Raw genomic sequence first — 17941 nt, 5'->3', positions numbered from 1 at the left:
GACCGTGAAATTGCGAACGGGCAACGAAATGCCGGCCTACCGCGCGGGCCTCGTCGCCGTCCTCGACGTCGGCTCGTCGAAGACGGTGTGCCTGATCGGCCGCGCCGAGCCGGGCAGCTTGCGCGTCGTCGGCGCCGCGCTGCGCGAGAGCCAGGGCATCCGCGCCGGCACCGTGGTCGGCATGGAGCATGCCGAGGAATCCATCCGCGACGCCGTCGCCGCGGCCGAGAACCACGCCGATCTGCGCATCCAGAACGTCATCATCTCGGTCAATTGCGGCCAGCCCGTCAGCGTCACCAGCCGCGCCGCCATGGCGCTGGACGGCGCCCTCGTCAGCGACGCCCATCTGCGCGCCCTGCTGCAGGACGGCCGCTCGCGCTGCGTGGCCGAAGGCCATGAGCTGATCCAGAGCGCCCCCACCACCTATGTCGTGGACGAGGCGCGGGGCGTGCGCAATCCGCTCGGCATGTTCTGCCAGCGCATCGGCGTCGCCATGCACGCCGTCGCGGTCAAGCCGTCGCCGCTCAACAATCTCAAGCTCGCGGTCGAGCGCTGCCACCTGAACGTCGTCGGCACCCAGTTCGCCCCCTATGCCAGCGGCCTTGCCACCCTGACCGACGACGAGAAGCAGCTCGGCGTCACCGTCATCGACATGGGCGGCGGCGTCACCTCCATCGCGGTCTTCCTGGAAGGCCATCTGGTGCATGCCGATGTCGTGCCGATGGGCGGCCAGCACGTCACCACCGACCTCGCCCGCATGCTGGCGGCGCCGATCTCGGCCGCCGAGCGCGCCAAGACCTTGTATGGCGCCGCCCTGGGCGACATGGAGGCCGGCGCCGACGTCATCCCGCTCGCCCAGATGGGCGAGGAGGGCGAGGACGCATCCATCCGCGTGCCGCGCTCCATGCTCACCCGCATCATCCAGGCCCGGCTGGAGGAGACTTTCGGCCTCGTCCAGTCGCGGCTGCGCGCGAGCGGCTTCGACGTGGCGGCGGGCCGCCGCGCGGTGCTCACCGGCGGCGCCTGCCAGCTCGCCGGGGTGCGCGAGCTCGCCGGCCGCGTCCTCAACAAGCAGGTGCGCATCGGCCGCCCGCAAAGCTTCCCGGGTCTTCCCGCCGCGTCGACGGGCCCGGACTACGCGACGGCCATCGGCCTTCTGATGGCCGGCGCGACCCTGCCGCCCGAGGTTCTCAATCCCGAAATCGGCCGCGAAGCGCCGTCGGGACAGGGCAAAGGATGGCTCGCCCGGTTGACCGCCGGGCTGTTCGAGTGATTCAACAATAACAACACGAATCAGTTGGGCTTGCGTGGGTGACATGGTGATGAAGGAAAAAGGCCAAGGAGAATAAATATGGCGATCAACCTCAAGGCACCCGAACTGACGGTGTTGCGTCCGCGAATCACCGTGCTCGGCGTCGGCGGCGCCGGCGGCAACGCGGTCAACAACATGATCGCCGCCAAGCTCGAAGGCGTCGAATTCGTCGTGGCCAACACCGACGCCCAGGCGCTGGCGCAGTCCAGGGCGGAGCGGCGCATCCAGCTCGGCGAGCAGGGCCATGGCGCCGGCGCCATGCCCGATGTCGGCAAGACCTGCGCCGAAGATACGCTCGACCGCGTCATGGAAGAGCTTGCCGGCTCCCACATGGTGTTCATCACCGCCGGCATGGGCGGCGGCACCGGCACCGGCGCCGCGCCGGTCATCGCCCGCGCGGTGCGCGAGATGGGCATCCTGACCGTCGGCGTCGTCACCAAGCCCTTCGCCTTCGAGGGTGACAAGCGCATGCGCGCCGCCGAGCGCGGCATCGTGGAGCTTCAGCAATACGTCCACACGCTGATCGTCATCCCGAACCAGAACCTGTTCCGCGTCGCCAACGACCGCACCACCTTCGCCCAGGCCTTCGCCATGGCGGACGAGGTGCTGCATGCCGGCGTGCGCGGCGTCACCGACCTGATCGTGATGCCGGGCCTGATCAATCTCGACTTCGCCGACATCAAGTCGGTGATCACCGAGATGGGCAAGGCGATGATGGGCACCGGCGAGGCGGAGGGCGAGGACCGCGCCGCCAAGGCCGCCGACATGGCGATCTCCAACCCCTTGCTCGACGACGTGTCGATGAAGGGCGCCCGCGGCGTGCTCATCAACATCACCGGCGGCCCCGACCTGATGCTGTTCGAGGTGGAGCAGGCGGCCAACCGCATCCGCGCCGAGGTCGATCCCGACGCCAACATCATCTTCGGCAACACCATCCTCGACAACATGGAAGGCCGCATCCGCGTCAGCGTGGTGGCGACCGGCATCGACGCCGAGCAGCTGCGCATGCCCGAGCCCAAGGTCCAGCCGATCCGCCCGGGCATCAAGCCGATGGTGGTGAAGGCCGATCCGGCCCGGCCCGAGCCGAAGGTCGAGCCGCTGCGTCCGGCCGTCGCCATGGGCGTCACCAACGCCGTGCACCGCCAGCACGAAGCGCTGGCGGACGAGCTCGGCGCCCAGATGGCGGCGCGCGTCGCCTCGCCGGCCGAGGAGATGATCCTCGGCGGCGCCGATGCGCCGATCGTCGCGGAGGACGACGACATCCCGCCGATGCCGGCCTCGCTGCGCAACATCGCGCCGGCCGCTCCGCCGGTGCAGCGGATCGAGCCGCTGCGCGCGCCGCCCGCGGCGCCGAGGGAAGAGCGTCGCGGCTGGGGCTTCCTGGGGCGTGCGAAGAAGAAGGACGAGCCGCGCATCGAGCCGGTGCAGCAGCGTCCGGCGCCGCGCGCGACGGCGCAGCCGATCGCGCGGCAGCCGGCCGCCGAGCCCCCCAAGCCGACGACGCTGGCCGACGATCTGTTCCCGGACCACAAGCGCGACGAGCAGTTCGAGATCCCGGCGTTCCTGAGGCGCCAGTCGAACTGAGGCGCGGTTTCCCTCCCGCTGTTGCGGGGGCTTTGTAACGGCAGCGTACAAAGGCCGGGCGAGCGACAGCGAACCCGCGAATGGTGGAGGGGGGCCGCGGGATCGAGCCTCGCTGGTTCCGGGAATCCCCCCTTGCTGGACATCAAAGAGCCTCGCCCCCGGCGGGGCTCTTTTGTTTCTGGGGCGCCTCCGCGCCCAGCGGGCCCGGCCGCGAACAATTGCTGTAGTCTGTTCGCGGGCGGGTGCTTCATGGCTCCGCTGTTTCGTGCCCGCGCGGGGCGAAGGGAGCGTTCCATGACTGGCAAGAATCTGCTTCTCGTCGGCGCATCGCGCGGTCTTGGCCTCGCCATGGCCGCCGAGTTCCTGAAGAGGGGATGGAGCGTTGTCGGCACGGTGCGCGGCACCGCCCGAACCGGGCTGCACGACCTGGCGGACGAATATGGCGGCCGTGTCGAGATCGAGTCCCTCGACATAACCGAACCGGATCGGATCGCGGCGCTGCACGGCCGCCTCTCCGGCCGCGGCTTCGATATTCTGTTCGTGAACGCGGGCACCGCCAACGCCCAAGACGAGCCCGCCGGGGAGGTATCGACGGAGGAGTTCGTACGCGTGATGGTCACCAATGCGCTGAGCCCGATGCGCGTGATTGAAGGGTTGCGGGACCTCGTATCGCCGACAGGCTTGATCGGTGTCATGTCGTCGGGACAGGGCAGCGTGAGCAACAACACGAACGGACGCCACGACGTCTATCGCGGCTCCAAAGCCGCCCTGAATATGTACATGCGAAGCTACGCCGCCCGTCATGCGGGGGAGGCCCGCGCATTGGTGTTGATGGCTCCCGGCTGGATCCGCACCGAGTTGGGCGGCCCCAACGCGCCGGCCAGCCTGGAGGATGCCATCCCGAAGGTCGTGAATGTGCTTCTCGCGCAGCAGGGAAAGCCCGGTCTGCAATATCTGGATCGGGAAGGGCAGATCGTTCCGTGGTGAACGTTCGCTCGGGCCGCGTGCCCCAATCCGGTGCGGCGAAGCAGAGCCGTCGTGCCATGCCGCGCGCACCCACGCCGACTCTGCCCAAGAAAACCGCCGCGCTGAAAACCCGCCTCGACGCCTTTCCCGGCGCGGTCGCCGGCCCGATGGCCGCGTCGCGCGGCACCACGCCGCTCGTCCTCATCTATAAGGTGATGAACAAGACCTTCGCGATCCTCTCCGTCCGCGCCGACGCGTTCGTGATCCTGAAAGCCGATCCCGATCGCGTGCCCCTGCTGCGCGAGCGCTGCGACGGCATCGGCCACCGCTCGCATCTCGATCCGCGCCACTGGATCGCCGTCGCGCTCGATTCCGATGTGCCGGCCCGCGACGTCGCGCGGCTGGCGAAGCAGTCCTACAACCTCATCTGTGCCGGCCTCACCGTCCCGCAGAAGGCCGCGCTCGCCGCTAAACGATGATGTCCAGGTGCCGCCCCAGCCGCGGCCGCTGCTGGCCGGCTTCCTCGAGGCTCCGCGCCTCGGCGTCCAGGTCCTGCGCGGCGCGCTCCATCATCTCGACATAGTTGGGCAGCTTCATTTCGCGGGCGCGGCGGCGCAGCCGCTCCGCCAGAAGCCTTATTTCCCCAGCCTTCGATGTGTCATGGCGTCCCATGCGCATGTGAACGTGCGAAATTCCGTGTGCGTTCCACGCAACCTTTTGTTGACCATGGGAAGCGCGGAAAACCGCGCATTCAATTTGGGCATGAAGGCTCTATATTGCCGTCCATGAGCACTCGCACCACGCTGGCCCGCGAAATCCGGGCCGAAGGCATCGCGCTGCACTCCGGCGCCGAGGTCCACATGACCCTGTCGCCGGCGCCGTCCGGCCGCGGCGTCGTCTTCCGCCGCTCCGACCGGGACAATGCCGAGGTTCCGGCGCGCTACGACGCCGTCGCCGAGACCAATCTGGGCACCGTGATCGCCGCGAACGGGGTGACGATCGGCGTCATCGAGCACCTGATGGCCGCCGTGGCCGGCGCCGGCATCGACGACATGCTGGCCACGCTGGACGGCGGCGAGCCGCCGATCCTGGACGGCGACGCGCTCGGCTATCTGAGGCTGCTGGACGCCGCCGGCACGGCGACGCAGCCGGGCGCGAAGCACGCGATCAAGGTGACTCGCCCGGTCGAAATCGCGATCAAGGACGCCCGCGTCACGCTCAGCCCGTCCGACGCGCCGGACTATTCCTACGCGCTCGACTATTCCAACACCAAGGCCATCGGCAAACAGTTCTACCGCGTGGCGCTGACCCGCGAGGCCTTCGCGCGCGAGATCGCGCCGGCCCGCACCTTCGGCTTCGTCCACGAGCTCGACTATCTCAAAAGCATCGACCGCGGCCATGGCGCCTCGCTGGAGAACACCCTGGCGATCCAGGGCGACGAGGTGCTCAACAAGGACCTGATGCGCTTCCCCGACGAGTTCGTGCGCCACAAGATCCTCGACGCCATCGGCGACATGGCGCTGGCGGGGGCTCCCCTGATCGCCCGGTTCGAGGGCGTCAAATCCGGCCACGGAACCAACAACGCCGTGCTCCGCGCCCTCTTCGCCGACCCCGCCAATTACGTGACAATCGATTTAGGCTGATCGCCCGCCGGCCATGCTATAAACGCCCGCTCCGGGCCTTAACTTTGGCCCGGAATAGGCTGGACCCGGCTGGGACGGGGATGGCATAAGGGCTTGGCCCCACACGAAAAACAGACAGGCACGGAACGCTTTCATGGCGCTTGGATTTGTGAACCCTTCCCGCGCGGCGCGCCTGGCGGCGGTCGTTCTGGTGGCCGGCTTGGGCCTCGCCGGCTGCGAGTCGCTGAACGATCTGATCGGGGGCAAGGGGCGCGACGCCGACAAGCCGGTCGAATATGTCGATCGCCCGGTCGACCAGATCTATGCCGACGCCTGGAAGAAGATCAACCAGGACGATTTCGTCGGCGCCGCCAAGCAGTTCGACGAGGTCGAGCGCCAGCATCCCTATTCGATCTGGGCGCGCCGCGCGATGCTGATGTCGGCCTATTGCTACTACAAGGCCAACCACTACACCGACGCGATCGCCGCCGCCGACAGCTACATCCAGCTCCATCCCGGCAGCCGGGAAGTCGCCTATGCCTTCTATCTGAAGGCGGTCTCGCTCTACGAGCAGATCGTCGATGTCGGCCGCGACCAGTCCAACACGGAAGACGCGCTGACCGCGCTGCAGGACGTCGTCCAGCGCTTCCCCGACACCGAATATGCCCGCGACGCCACGCTGAAGATCGACCTGACCCTCGACCATCTCGCCGGCAAGGAAATGGCGGTCGGCCGCTACTATCTGCGCCAGCAGGACTACATCGGCGCCATCAACCGCTTCAAGGTCGTGGTCGGGCAGTACCAGAAGACCTCGCAGATCGCCGAGGCGCTGGAACGCCTGACCGAGGCCTATTACGCGCTCGGCATCTACAATGAGGCGCAGAACGCCGCCGCCGTGCTGGGCGCCAACTATCCCGGCAGCCCGTGGTACCAGGACGCCTATAAGCTCCTGACCGAGCACGGCATGCGGCCGCAGGTGGACGACCGCTCCTGGTTGAGCAAGACTTTCGGGCGGATTCTCTGAAAGGACGGCGATGCTCGCGGCGCTCACCGTGCGGGACATCGTGCTGATCGAAACCGCGGCGCTCGAATTCGCGCCGGGCCTCAACGTGCTCACCGGCGAGACCGGCGCGGGCAAATCCATCCTGCTCGATGCCTTGGGCCTCGCCGCCGGCGGACGCGGCGGCGGCAGGGCCGGCGTGCGCCCGGGCGCGGGCCAGGGCTCCGCCACCGCGGTGTTCGAGCCGCCCAAATCCAATCCCGCCTTCGCGCTCCTCGCCGAGCAGGCCATCCCCGCCGAGACCGAGATCGTGCTGCGCCGGACCCTGTCGCAGGACGGCCGCACCCGCGCCTTCGTCAATGACGAGCCGGTCGGTGTGGCGCTGCTGCGCGACGTCGGGGCCGCGCTCCTGGAAGTGCACGGCCAGGCCGACGACCGCGGCTTGTTCGACATCGCGACCCATCGCGGCCTGCTCGACGGCTTCGCCGGCCATGACGGGCTCTTGCGCGAAACCGCGCTCGCCTTCGCCGGCTTCGACGGCGCCCGCAAGGCGCTCGCCGACCTGAAGGCGGAAGCAGCCGCGGCCGCCGCCGACGCCGATTTCATCCGCCACGCCGCCGAGGAATTGACCGCGCTCGCGCCCGAAGAGGGCGAGGAACCGCGCCTGGCCTCCGAACGCGCGCTTCTCACGAACGCGACCCGCATCGCGGAGGACGTCAACGCCGCCGCCGACCTTCTGGCCGGCGACCGCGGCGCCGCCAACGCGATTTCCGGCGCTCTGAAGCGCCTGTCGCGCATGAACGAGGAGGCGCGCAAGGCCGCCCAGTCGGCCGAGACCGCGCTCGATCAGGCCTACAACGCGGTGGAAGACGCGCGCCGCGAGCTCGAAACGCTGCAAAGCCGCCTCGATATCGAGCCCGGCCAGCTCGAAAAGGTCGAGGATCGCATCCACGATCTGCGCGCCGCCGCCCGCAAATACGGCGTCTCGACCGACGCGCTGGGCAAGCTCGCCGCCGATTTCCGCTTCAAGCGCGATGCGCTGGGCGGCGGCGGCAACCGGATCAAGACGGCGGAGGCCGCGCTCGCCGCCGCCCGCGCCGCCTATCGGACCGCCGCGAAGTCCCTCTCCAAATCGCGCAGCGACGCCGCCCGCCGCCTCGAAACCGCCGTCGCCGGCGAACTGGCGCCGCTGAAGCTGGGACATGCGAAATTCCGCGTCGCGCTCGAAACCCTGGACGAAGACGCCGCCGGCGGCCACGGCCTGGAACGCGTCGCGCTGGAAGTCGCCACCGTCGAAGGCGCGGCGTTCGGCTCGCTCGCGAAGATCGCATCCGGCGGCGAGCTCGCCCGGTTCTCGCTGGCGCTGAAGGTCGCGCTGGCCGAAGCCGCGCCGCCCGCCGCTCTGGTGTTCGACGAAGTCGACCGCGGCGTCGGCGGCGCCGTGGCCGACGCGGTCGGCGAGCGTCTCCAGCGCCTGGCCCAGACCACGCAGGTCCTGCTCGTGACCCACGCGCCGCAGGTCGCCGCGCGCGCCGAACGGCATTTCCGCATTGTCCGAACCGGCGACAAGACCAGGGTGGTGCTGCTGGACGACGCGGCGCGGCTGGAGGAAGTGGCCCGGATGCTCTCCGGCGCGACCGTGACCGAGGAAGCCCGCGCCGCCGCCCGCCGCCTGCTCGACGAGGCGCGTGTCTCCCCGCCGAAGAAGCGCAAACGCGCATGAGCGAGAGCGCTACACTTCTCCTCCCCCGCTGTTGCGGGGGAGGTGGCACGCCGAAGCGAAGCGAAGGCGTGACGGAGGGGGCCCGCCGCTGCGTCGCAAGCCCCCTCCGCCTCGCGTTGCTCGGCACCTCCCCCGCAACAGCGGGGGAGGAAAGGATCGTCCGTCCGTGACCACGGCCCTCCCGAAAAAGCCGGTGGAAAAGCTCACCTCGACCGAGGCCGAAAAGGAACTCGACCGCCTCGCCGAAGCGATCGCCGAGAACGACCGGCGCTATCACGCCGAGGACGCGCCGACGATATCCGACGCCGACTACGACGCGCTCCGCCGCCGCAACGACGCGATCGAGAAACGCTTCCCCCTCCTGGTGCGCGCCGACTCGCCGTCGCACCGCGTCGGCGCCGCCGTCTCGGCGAAATTCGCCAAGGTCGTCCACGCCAGGCCGATGCTGTCGCTCGACAACGCCTTCGGCGACGAGGACGTCCATGAGTTCGCCGTCCGCGTCCGCCGCTTCCTCGGCCTGAAAGAGGAGGACCCGCTCGCCTTCACCGCCGAGCCGAAGATCGACGGCCTCTCCGCCGCGTTGCGCTACGAGAACGGCGTCTTCGTCCAGGGCGCGACGCGCGGCGACGGCACCGAAGGCGAGGACATCACCGCCAACCTCAAGACCATCAAGGACATTCCGCTGCGCTTGCACGGCAAGGCGCCGAAAGTGTTCGAGGTGCGCGGCGAGGTCTATATGAGCCACCGCGAGTTCGCCGCGTTGAACAAGCGCCAGGAGAAGGAGGGCAAGCCCACCTACGCCAATCCGCGCAACTCCGCCGCGGGCTCGGTGCGCCAGCTCGATCCCGCCATCACCGCGTCGCGCGCGCTCAATTTCTTCGCCTATGCCTGGGGCGAGGTCAGCGCGCTGCCCGCCGACACCCAATGGGGCATGCTGCAGGCGTTCGAAGCCTATGGCTTCAAGATCAACAAGCTCACCAGGCGCGTCCAGACCGTCGACGCGGTGCTCAAATTCTACCGCACCATCGAAGAGAAACGCGCCGCGCTCGGCTACGACATCGACGGCGTGGTCTACAAGGTCGACCGCCTCGACCTGCAGGAGCGTCTCGGATTTGTTTCGCGCAGCCCGCGCTGGGCCATCGCGCACAAATTCCCCGCCGAGCAGGCCGAGACCATCCTCGAAGGCATCGACATCCAGGTCGGCCGCACCGGCAAGCTCGCGCCGGTGGCGCGGCTGAGGCCGATCACGGTGGGCGGCGTCGTGGTGCAGAACGCGACGCTGCACAACGAGGACGAGATCGCCCGCCTCGATGTGCGGATCGGCGACACGGTGGTGATCCAGCGCGCCGGCGACGTCATCCCGCAGATCGTGCGTGTCGTCCTGGAGAAGCGCAAGCGCGGCGCGAGGAAATACGAATTCCCGCACATCTGCCCGGCCTGCGGCAGCCACGCGGTGCGCGAGGTGGACGAGAAGACCGGCAAGGAAGACGTCGACCGCCGCTGCACCGGCGGCCTGATCTGCCCGGCCCAGGCGGTGGAGCGCCTCCGCCATTTCGTCTCGCGCCAGGCCTTCGACATCGAAGGCTTCGGCGGCATCTATATCGAAACCCTGTTCGAGAAGGGCCTGCTGAAAGAGCCGGCCGACATCTTCCGCCTCGCCAGAAAACCGGACGTGCTGAACCGCGCCCTGGCCGAGCGCCGCGCCGAACTCTCCGCCGAACGCCGCGCCAAGGAAGGCAAGGAGGATGTCAAGAAGTCCAAAAAGGACGACGATGAGGAAAGCAAGCTGGTCGAGAACCTCGTCGGCGCGATCGATGCGCGGCGGACGATCGCGATGGACCGTTTCCTGAACGCGCTCGGCATCCGCCATGTCGGCGAAACCAACGCGCGGCTGATCGCCCGCAACTATCCGAGCATCGAGGCGTTCGTCGCGGCGATGGAAGGCGAGGGCGCCGTCGCCGAGCTGGACGAGATCCAAGGCATCGGCGAGGTCCTGGCGCAGGCGATCAAGGATTTCTTCGACGAGCCGCACAACAGGAAGGTGGTCGATCACCTCCTGGATGAGGTGACGGTCGTGCCGCTGGAGGCGCGCAAGGTCGAGGGTTCGCCCGTCGCCGGCAAGACGGTGGTCTTCACCGGCACGCTCGAAAAGATGACGCGGCAAGAGGCGAAAGCCCGCGCGGAATCGCTGGGCGCCAAAGTGTCCGGCTCGGCTTCGGCGAAGACCGATCTCGTCGTGGCCGGCCCCGGCGCCGGCTCAAAACTCGCCGACGCGCAGAAGCACAATGTCCAAGTGATCGACGAAGACGCCTGGCTCAAGATGATCGAAGGGCTTTAGACGCCCGTTTGGCGTGTGCTATGCTCCAACCGGATAGGAGTATGCCATGGGTGATATTCTCATCAAGAATCTGGACGATGTATTCGTCTCGCGTTTGAAGCAGTGTGCGCAGCAGCAGGGATTGTCTCCCGAGGAGTCGGCGCGGCGTTTTCTGATCGATGCCTTGCGCCCGTCGAGAGACGAGATCATTGCCGACCTCAATCGCATCGCGGCCATGAATCCTCCGATTACCGAACCGCCCTTCAGCGAAGATTTCATTCGTGAAGACCGCGACGCGCGCTGATGCTGGTCGTAGACGCCAGCGTCGCGGCCAAATGGTTTCTCGTTGAGCCGGATCGTGCAGCGGTATGGCGCTGCAACATCGAGACGACCTGATCGCGCCCGAACTGATTGTACCAGAGGTCATCAACGCCATTTGGCGCAATGTTCGGACGGGAAGGGTCGCGGCGTCTTTCATGCCCGTCGTTGCCGCCAGATTGCCGATTCTATTTGCGCAGTTCGTGCCGATGCTCGACCTCGCCGCGCGTGCAGGCGAGATCGCCATTGCGCTCGATCACCCCGCCTATGGCTGTTTCTACATCGCGCTCGCCGAGCGGGAAGGCGTTCCGCTCGTCACCGCCGACCGCCGCTTGTTCGCGAAGACACGCGGCACCGCGTTTGACGCCGTCGTCAAGCCGCTGACGCCCTGATCAGCTCGTCAACGCCGTCGCCAGCACCGGCAAGCTCACATCCATCCGGTAGTCCACCGACGAGTGGTTGTCGGGAAACTCCTCATAGATGTGCGGCACCTCCATCGCGGTCAGGCGCTTGTGCATCCGCCGCGCGCCATAGACCAGATTGTACTGGTCGACGTCGCCGCAATCGATGTACAGCGCCTTCAGCCGCTTCATCCCCGGCCCGTATTCTTCCACCAGCGTCAGCGGATCCCATTTGATCCAGTTGGCCCAGCGCTCCGGAATGATCTCGCAGGTGTCGAGCGTCACCGGCAGGCGCACGCCGTAAGGCGCGCCCGGGTCGGGATCGAAGCTCGCCGCCTGCGCCAGGATCATGATGATATGGACGTCGCTGTCCTTCGGCTTCTTCGCCGCCCAGAAATCGTCGACCCATTTGCCGATGTCGGGCTGCTTCGCCAGCGCCCGCAGCACGGGCACGAATTCGTGCCGGTACATCAGTTCCATCCCCATGTCGCCCGAATGCACCGCCGCCGCCGACCAGAAATCGGGATGCAGCAGGGCATGCACCATCGCGCCGTAGCCGCCGCTCGACTTGCCGAAGATGCCGCGCCGCCCTGCGCCGCCGCAGCCGAATTTCGCCTCGACGAACGGCACCGCCTCGTCGCGCAGGAAATCGTCCCAGCGCCCCATCGCGACCGAGTTCACATACTGGTTGCCGCCCAGCCGCGTGAAGCAATCGGGAAACGCCACCACCACCGGCGGCATCGCGCCGCTCGCGATCAGCCGGTCCAGCCGCTCCGGCACATTCTCGCCGAAATTCTTCCAGTTCACATGCACCGGCCCGCCCGCGGTGAAGCCGACGACGTCGACCAGCAGCGGCAGCCCGCGCCCGTCATGCCCATGCGGTACATAGACATCGATCTCGCGCAGCGTCGGATCGCCGAGCAGGTTGTCCTTCAGGACCGCGCTGTCGAGATGCAGGCGATGGATCGTCCCGGCCGGGGTGTTGGGGTCTTTGCGCATGTCATCTCATCCAAAAATAACTGTCATCCCCGGCTGAGCGATGCGAAGCATCGCGGAGGGAAGGGGACCCAGGCGGTCCAACATCCGTGGCGCTGCGCCGCCTGGGTCCCCTTCCCCTCGCATCGCTTGCGCGATGTTCGGCCGGGGATGACAAGGTGGTCAGATCGCCCTGGTCGCGGTCTCCAGCCAGGGCCGGGTCTCCTCGTCGACCAGCGGCCCGACCGTCTGGAGCACACGCGTGTGATAGGCGTTGAGCCACGCCCGTTCCTCCGCGTTCAGCAGCGAAGGCTCGACCAGTCCGAGGTCGATCGGCGCCAGCGTGATGGTCTCGAAACTCATGAACTTTCGCTGCGGATCGCCGCCCGGCACCGGCGCGGCGTCGCTCACCACGACCAGGTTCTCGATGCGGATGCCGTACTCGCCGGCCTTGTAGTAGCCCGGCTCGTTGGAGCAGATCATCCCCGGCATCAGCGGCTGGGTGACGGTGTAGCGCTTGGAGATGCTCTGCGGTCCCTCATGCACCGACAGGAAGCTGCCGACGCCGTGCCCGGTGCCGTGATCGTAATCCAGCCCCGCATCCCACAGCGCGCGCCGCGCGAAGGCGTCGAGCGCCGCGCCGGGCGTGCCGGCCGGAAACCGCGCCGTGGCGAGCGCGATATGGCCCTTCAGCACGCGGGTGAAGCGGTCCTTCATCTCGCCCGTCGCGGCGCCGACGATCACGGTGCGCGTCACGTCGGTCGTGCCGTCGGGATATTGCCCGCCGGAATCGATCAGGAAGATCTCGTTCTTGGCGATCGGCCGGTTGGTCGATTGCGTCACGCGATAATGCACCACCGCGCCGTTCGCGCCGGCGCCGGAGATCGAATCGAACGACAGGTCGCGCAGCGAGCCGGTGCGGGCGCGGTAGCCCTCCAGCGCCTTGGAGGCATCGATCTCGGTCAGGTGGCCGTCCGGCGCCTCGCGCGCCAGCCAGGCGAGGAAGTTCGACAGCGCCGCGCCGTCGCGGATATGCGCCTTGCGCGTGCCCTCGATCTCCACCGGGTTCTTGCACGCCTTGGGCAGCTGCACCGGATCGGCCGCGTTGCGGATCTTGGCGCCCGCCGCGTTCAGCCGGTCGAAGATCGCCGCCGACGCCGTCATCGGGTCGGCGACCACGGTCTTGCCCTTCAGCGCGTCCAGCGCCGGCGCGAACTCCGACGGCGGCCGCAGCCGCACCGCATTGCCGAGATGCTTTTCCAGCTCGGGAGAGGATTTGCGCGCATCCATGAACAGGTCGGTCGAGCCATCGGCGTTCTGGATCGCGAAGCTCAGCGCAAACGGCGTATGGGGGACGTCGCCGCCGCGGATGTTGAGCAGCCAGCAGATCGAATCCGGCATGGTGATCACCGCCGCGTCGGCGCCCAGCGCCTTCACGTCCTCGGCGATGCGCATGCGCTTGGACTCGGCGGCCTCGCCGGCGAGATTCATGTCCTGGATGGTGGCCTTGGCGGTCGGCGCTTCGGGCTGGCCCTCCCACACCGCGTCGATGGGATTGCCGTCGACCGCGACCAGCGCGCCGCCGGCCTTCTCGGCGGCGGCGCGCAGCGCCTGCACGGCGGCGGCGGTGTGCAGCCACGGATCGTAGCCGAGCCTGGCGCCTTTCGGCAGATTGGCGGCGATCCAGGCGGCGGGGCCTTCCTCCACGAGATCGCGCGGCTCGAACAGCGAGGTGTCCGTCTGCTGGCGGATCTGCAGCGTGTAGCGTCCGTCGACGAACACCGCCGCCTTGTCCGCCAACGCGACCGCCGCGCCGGCCGAGCCGGTGAAGGCGGTCAGCCAGGCGAGTCTTTCATCCCGCTTCGGAACGTATTCGCCCTGATGCGCATCGGAGCGCGGCACGATGAAGCCGTCCAGCCCGCGCCGCTTCAATTCGGCGCGCAGCGCGGCCAGCCGCGGCGCGACGGTCGCGGCATCGGTTTCGTTCTCGTAAGTCTGGAAGGGTCCGGTCTTGTCCATGGGGCGGCCTCTGCTAGCCCCCGAACATTAAGCGCGCGGCCGCTCCAAAACCAGCGCGCTCCACGGCCCGTCGCGATGGCGTGCGCGCAAGACCAGGCCATGGGGCAGGTAGAACGAGACCACAAGATTCTCCTGCCATTTCAGCAATCCGGACAGCACCAGCGTTCCGCCCTTGCCCAGCGCCCGGGCGATGGAGGGCGCGAGCTGGGTCAGCGGGCTCGCCAGGATATTGGCGACGATCAGGTCGTAAGGCGCCCCTGCCGCGATGGTGGGATTGGTCAGTCCGTCGGCCAGCGCCGCGCGGACCAGCGGTGCCGCGCCATTGGCCGCCGCATTCTCCCGCGTCACCGCGATGGCGTCCGGATCGATATCGGTCGCCAGCACCCGTCGCCGCCACAACTTGGCCGCCGCGATGGCGAGCAGCCCCGTGCCGCAGCCGAGGTCGAGCACCCGCGCAAACCGGCGCCGCTTGGCCAGATCGCTGAGCGCCGCGAGGCACAGCGCCGTGGTCTCGTGATGGCCGGTGCCGAACGCCATCCCGGCCTCGATCTTCAGCGCCACGACTCCCGGCGGCACCGTCCCCGCATCATGCGCGCCATAGACGAAGAACCGCCCCGCCCGGACCGGCGGCAGGCCCTCCTGGCTCAGCCGGATCCAGTCCTGGTCCGGCAGCGGCGCCACCGCGATCGTGTGGCCGGTGATGGCCGAGAGCAGCGCCGCGTCCGGCGCCTCGGTATAGAGCGCCTCCACCGTGGCATCCGCCGCGAAAGGCTCTTCGGCGATCAGCACCGCCTGCGGCGTCGGCGGGCTGAGTTCGAGCGCCGCGCAGACGTCGCCGGCCAATTCCTTCGCCAGCGTGACGCTGGCCTTCCAAAGCGGGGGATTGCTCATCCGGGCGGTATAGCGGACGCCGGTGGGATAGCGTACCCGAAATATTTATTGCGGTCCGCCGCTGGCCATTGCGTGGAACGATTCCGAACCCCGCACGTCATCAACGCTGACGGCGCGCGTTTTCGCGCCTGTTTCAATGACAGGAGCGGATCATGGCGAAGGCGTCCAAGCGCACGGCCAAAGTGAAGGCGACAGGCGGAACGGCCCGCTATGGCGAGATCGAGGTCGCACGCGGCGCCGGCGGCGAGACGCACCAGACGGCGGGCGAGGACGGGGAGGTCCTGACCACGGCGCAGGGCGCGCCGATCTCCGACGACCAGAATTCGCTGAAAGCCGGCTTGCGCGGCCCGGCGCTGCTCGAAGATTTCGTCCTGCGCGAGAAAGTATTCCATTTCGATCACGAACGCATTCCGGAGCGCGTGGTGCACGCGCGCGGCTTCGGCGCCCATGGCTTCTTCGAGACTTATGAATCGCTCGCCGACATCACCCGCGCCGACATCTTCCAGCGCGCCGGCGAGAAGACCCCGGCCTTTGTGCGCTTCTCCACTGTCGCCGGCAACAAGGGCTCGGCCGATCTGGCGCGCGACGTACGCGGCTTCGCGGTGAAGCTCTACACCAAGGAGGGAAACTGGGACATCGTCGGCAACAACATCCCGGTGTTCTTCATCCAGGACGCGATGAAATTCCCCGACCTGATCCACGCCGCCAAGGATGAGCCGGATCGCGGCTTCCCGCAGGCGCAGACCGCGCATGACAATTTCTGGGATTTTATCTCGCTATCCCCCGAGTCCATGCACATGGTCATGTGGATCATGTCGGACCGCACCATCCCGCGCGCCTTCCGCTTCATGGAAGGCTTCGGCGTGCACACTTTCCGGCTGGTCGACGCCGATGGAAAATCCACCTTCGTGAAATTCCACTGGAAGCCGAAGCTCGGCCTGCAATCGGTGGTGTGGAACGAGGCGGTCAAGATCAACGGCGCCGATCCCGATTTCCACCGCCGCGACATGTGGGACGCGATCCAGATGCGCGACTTCCCCGAATGGGAGCTCGGCCTGCAGCTGTTCGACGAGGATTTCACGGACAAATTCGGCTTCGACGTGCTCGACGCCACCAAGCTCATCCCGGAGGAGGAGGTGCCGGTGCGCATCGTCGGCCGCCTCGTGCTCAACCGCTGCGTCGACAATTTCTTCGCCGAGACCGAGCAGGTCGCGTTCTGCACCCAGAACATTGTGCCGGGCGTCGATTTCTCGAACGATCCGCTGCTGCAGGGGCGCAACTTCTCCTATCTCGACACCCAGATAAAGCGCCTGGGCAGCCCCAACTTCACCCACCTGCCCATCAACGCGCCCAAATGCCCCTTCGCCAATTTCCAGCAGGACGGACACATGGCGATGCGCAATCCGGTGGGCCGCGTGAACTATGAGCCGAATTCCTGGGGCGCCGGCCCGCGCGAAGCGCCCGCCACCGGCTTTCGCACCGTGAGCGAACCCATGACCGGATCCAAGGAGCGTCTGCGCAGCGAAAGCTTCGCCGACCATTACAGCCAGGCGCGCCAGTTCTATGCCAGCCAGACGGAGATCGAGCAGGTCCATATCGGCAAGGCGCTGGTGTTCGAGCTGTCCAAGGTCGACCGCGTCGAGATCCGCGCGCGGATGGTGGCGCATCTCCTCAATATCGACGAAGGCCTGGCGCAGACGGTGGCGGACGGCCTCGGCCTCGCCGAATTGCCCGACGCCGCCGATGCCGCCGTCGCGCCGCGTGACGATCTCGAACCCTCCGACGCGCTCAGCATCGTCAAGCGCGGTGCGCCCTCCTTCAAGGGCCGCAAGGTCGGCGCGCTCGTCACCGATGGCGTCGATGCCGGCCTGCTCAAGGCGCTGCGCGTGGTCTTGAAGAAGGAAGGCGCGCTGCTCAAGATCGTGGCGCCCAAGATCGGCGGCGTGACCGACAGCGCCGGCGAGCTCGTGCCGGCCGACGAGAAGATCGACGGCGGCCCCTCCGTGGTGTTCGATGCGGTTGTCCTGTTGCCGTCGGAAGACGGCGTCGCCGCGCTCGCGGCGCTGCCGCCGGCCCGCGATTTCGTGGCGGACGCCTTCGCGCATTGCAAATTCATCGCCTATGGCACCGCCACCGGCCCCCTGCTGGAGAAGGCCGGCATCGCCGCCGCGCTGGACGAGGGCTGCATCCCGCTCGCCAAGCCGAAGGACGCGGCGTCGTTCGTGGACGCCTGCCGCAAACTGCGCTTCTGGCCGCGCGAACTGGCGATGCCGAAATAGCGACACTCTTCCCGCTAAAAGCAGGCGGGTCTGGCGCTGTCGAGGACAATAGTCACGCTCGGCGAAAGCTGCGGCTATCGCAGCAGCAGCATTTATCCGGCTCGGCGCGGGCGCGCTGTCATGTCCCCTCATTCGTGGGGGCGACATGCACTGCAGTATTGCGCAAAAAGGAGGTGTCATCCGCCGCGACTGAGGCGGACCCAGGTGACGCCTGCGTGATGTCGAAGACCTATTACATCTACATCCTGGCGAGCCAGCGCAACGGCACGCTCTATGTCGGCGTGACGAACGATCTCGTTCGCCGCGTCTGGGAACACCGCGAAGGTTTGGTTGATGGGTTTACGAAGACGTACGGCGTGAAGACGCTGGTCTACTTCGAAATGCACGGCGACATCGCTCAGGCGATCGCGCGCGAGAAGCGTCTCAAGAGATACAAGCGCGAATGGAAGATAAATCTGATCCAGCAAGGCAATGTCGAGTGGTGTGATCTATACGAGACGCTGTTCTAATAAGCCCCACTGTCATCCGCCGCGA

At 67.6% G+C, this 17941-nt stretch carries 16 protein-coding genes; 12 read left to right on the top strand and 4 right to left on the bottom strand.

What is annotated here, in order from left to right:
• The first annotated feature begins 4 nt into the window (after positions 1–4).
• The 4 genes from ftsA to WDN01_11670 all read left to right on the top strand — a co-directional run bounded on the left by ftsA (position 5) and on the right by WDN01_11670 (position 4341).
• The gene (gene ftsA, locus WDN01_11685) at positions 5–1273 is read left to right on the top strand and encodes a cell division protein FtsA (GenBank protein MEJ0026680.1); all 1269 of its coding nucleotides are present in this window, start codon (positions 5–7) and stop codon (positions 1271–1273) included.
• Positions 1274–1351: 78 nt separating this feature from the next.
• Positions 1352–2896: a cell division protein FtsZ gene (gene ftsZ / locus WDN01_11680; protein MEJ0026679.1), complete on the top strand. Its 1545-nt coding sequence runs from the start codon at positions 1352–1354 to the stop codon at positions 2894–2896.
• Between the two features lie 294 nt (positions 2897–3190).
• Positions 3191–3883, top strand: coding sequence for an SDR family oxidoreductase (locus WDN01_11675; protein ID MEJ0026678.1), 693 nt, complete (start codon positions 3191–3193; stop codon positions 3881–3883).
• Between the two features lie 56 nt (positions 3884–3939).
• The gene (locus WDN01_11670; GenBank protein MEJ0026677.1) at positions 3940–4341 is read left to right on the top strand and encodes an MmcQ/YjbR family DNA-binding protein; all 402 of its coding nucleotides are present in this window, start codon (positions 3940–3942) and stop codon (positions 4339–4341) included.
• Here WDN01_11670 and WDN01_11665 read toward each other — a convergent pair.
• Complete coding sequence (locus WDN01_11665; GenBank protein ID MEJ0026676.1) at positions 4331–4534, bottom strand: hypothetical protein; 204 nt, start codon at positions 4532–4534, stop codon at positions 4331–4333. The genes WDN01_11670 and WDN01_11665 overlap by 11 nt on opposite strands.
• Before the next feature lie 113 nt (positions 4535–4647).
• Here WDN01_11665 and lpxC point away from each other — a divergent pair, with 113 nt between their 5' ends.
• The 6 genes from lpxC to WDN01_11635 all read left to right on the top strand — a co-directional run bounded on the left by lpxC (position 4648) and on the right by WDN01_11635 (position 11234).
• On the top strand, positions 4648–5505 hold the full coding sequence (gene lpxC / locus WDN01_11660; GenBank protein MEJ0026675.1) for a UDP-3-O-acyl-N-acetylglucosamine deacetylase: 858 nt from the start codon (positions 4648–4650) through the stop codon (positions 5503–5505).
• Positions 5506–5638: 133 nt separating this feature from the next.
• The gene (locus tag WDN01_11655; GenBank protein MEJ0026674.1) at positions 5639–6508 is read left to right on the top strand and encodes an outer membrane protein assembly factor BamD; all 870 of its coding nucleotides are present in this window, start codon (positions 5639–5641) and stop codon (positions 6506–6508) included.
• A 10-nt stretch (positions 6509–6518) separates the two neighbouring features.
• Positions 6519–8207: a DNA repair protein RecN gene (locus WDN01_11650; protein ID MEJ0026673.1), complete on the top strand. Its 1689-nt coding sequence runs from the start codon at positions 6519–6521 to the stop codon at positions 8205–8207.
• A gap of 166 nt (positions 8208–8373) precedes the next feature.
• On the top strand, positions 8374–10545 hold the full coding sequence (ligA, locus tag WDN01_11645; protein MEJ0026672.1) for an NAD-dependent DNA ligase LigA: 2172 nt from the start codon (positions 8374–8376) through the stop codon (positions 10543–10545).
• Positions 10546–10591: 46 nt separating this feature from the next.
• A complete protein-coding gene (locus tag WDN01_11640; protein MEJ0026671.1) occupies positions 10592–10828 on the top strand; it encodes a hypothetical protein in 237 nt (78 codons plus the stop codon).
• Between the two features lie 64 nt (positions 10829–10892).
• Positions 10893–11234: a type II toxin-antitoxin system VapC family toxin gene (locus WDN01_11635; GenBank protein ID MEJ0026670.1), complete on the top strand. Its 342-nt coding sequence runs from the start codon at positions 10893–10895 to the stop codon at positions 11232–11234.
• On the opposite strand, the gene WDN01_11630 is transcribed toward WDN01_11635, so the two are convergent.
• From WDN01_11630 to WDN01_11620, 3 genes are all read right to left on the bottom strand, one after another.
• The gene (locus WDN01_11630) at positions 11235–12242 is read right to left on the bottom strand and encodes an alpha/beta hydrolase-fold protein (protein ID MEJ0026669.1); all 1008 of its coding nucleotides are present in this window, start codon (positions 12240–12242) and stop codon (positions 11235–11237) included.
• A gap of 159 nt (positions 12243–12401) precedes the next feature.
• Positions 12402–14237, bottom strand: a complete 1836-nt coding sequence (locus WDN01_11625; GenBank protein ID MEJ0026668.1) for an aminopeptidase P family protein — start codon at positions 14235–14237, stop codon at positions 12402–12404.
• Between the two features lie 27 nt (positions 14238–14264).
• The gene (locus tag WDN01_11620) at positions 14265–15128 is read right to left on the bottom strand and encodes a 50S ribosomal protein L11 methyltransferase (GenBank protein MEJ0026667.1); all 864 of its coding nucleotides are present in this window, start codon (positions 15126–15128) and stop codon (positions 14265–14267) included.
• 152 nt (positions 15129–15280) lie between these two features.
• Between WDN01_11620 and WDN01_11615 the strand changes: the two genes are divergently transcribed.
• Together WDN01_11615 and WDN01_11610 are read left to right on the top strand one after the other, a co-directional pair.
• Complete coding sequence (locus tag WDN01_11615) at positions 15281–17407, top strand: catalase (protein MEJ0026666.1); 2127 nt, start codon at positions 15281–15283, stop codon at positions 17405–17407.
• 218 nt (positions 17408–17625) lie between these two features.
• Positions 17626–17916, top strand: coding sequence for a GIY-YIG nuclease family protein (locus WDN01_11610; protein MEJ0026665.1), 291 nt, complete (start codon positions 17626–17628; stop codon positions 17914–17916).
• The last annotated feature ends 25 nt before the right edge of the window (positions 17917–17941 follow it).

The organism is Rhizomicrobium sp., from assembly GCA_037200985.1.
Taxonomy (GTDB): domain Bacteria; phylum Pseudomonadota; class Alphaproteobacteria; order Micropepsales; family Micropepsaceae; genus Rhizomicrobium.
The sequence above is the reverse complement of the archived record's forward strand: the minus strand, read 5'-3'. Positions and strand labels throughout refer to the sequence as shown.

Bases quoted from the DNA above. Each gene is read 5' to 3' on its own strand.
- WDN01_11675 (MEJ0026678.1), top strand. From the start codon at position 3,191: ATGACTGGCAAGAATCTGCTTCTCGTCGGCGCATCGCGCGGTCTTGGC.
- WDN01_11655 (MEJ0026674.1), top strand. From the start codon at position 5,639: ATGGCGCTTGGATTTGTGAACCCTTCCCGCGCGGCGCGCCTGGCGGCG.
- WDN01_11635 (MEJ0026670.1), top strand. From the start codon at position 10,893: ATGGCGCTGCAACATCGAGACGACCTGATCGCGCCCGAACTGATTGTA.
- ftsZ (MEJ0026679.1), top strand. From the start codon at position 1,352: ATGGCGATCAACCTCAAGGCACCCGAACTGACGGTGTTGCGTCCGCGA.
- WDN01_11615 (MEJ0026666.1), top strand. From the start codon at position 15,281: ATGGCGAAGGCGTCCAAGCGCACGGCCAAAGTGAAGGCGACAGGCGGA.
- WDN01_11640 (MEJ0026671.1), top strand. From the start codon at position 10,592: ATGGGTGATATTCTCATCAAGAATCTGGACGATGTATTCGTCTCGCGT.
- WDN01_11610 (MEJ0026665.1), top strand. From the start codon at position 17,626: ATGTCGAAGACCTATTACATCTACATCCTGGCGAGCCAGCGCAACGGC.
- WDN01_11620 (MEJ0026667.1), bottom strand. From the start codon at position 15,128: ATGAGCAATCCCCCGCTTTGGAAGGCCAGCGTCACGCTGGCGAAGGAA.
- WDN01_11650 (MEJ0026673.1), top strand. From the start codon at position 6,519: ATGCTCGCGGCGCTCACCGTGCGGGACATCGTGCTGATCGAAACCGCG.
- lpxC (MEJ0026675.1), top strand. From the start codon at position 4,648: ATGAGCACTCGCACCACGCTGGCCCGCGAAATCCGGGCCGAAGGCATC.
- WDN01_11625 (MEJ0026668.1), bottom strand. From the start codon at position 14,237: ATGGACAAGACCGGACCCTTCCAGACTTACGAGAACGAAACCGATGCC.
- WDN01_11630 (MEJ0026669.1), bottom strand. From the start codon at position 12,242: ATGCGCAAAGACCCCAACACCCCGGCCGGGACGATCCATCGCCTGCAT.
- WDN01_11665 (MEJ0026676.1), bottom strand. From the start codon at position 4,534: ATGGGACGCCATGACACATCGAAGGCTGGGGAAATAAGGCTTCTGGCG.
- WDN01_11670 (MEJ0026677.1), top strand. From the start codon at position 3,940: ATGCCGCGCGCACCCACGCCGACTCTGCCCAAGAAAACCGCCGCGCTG.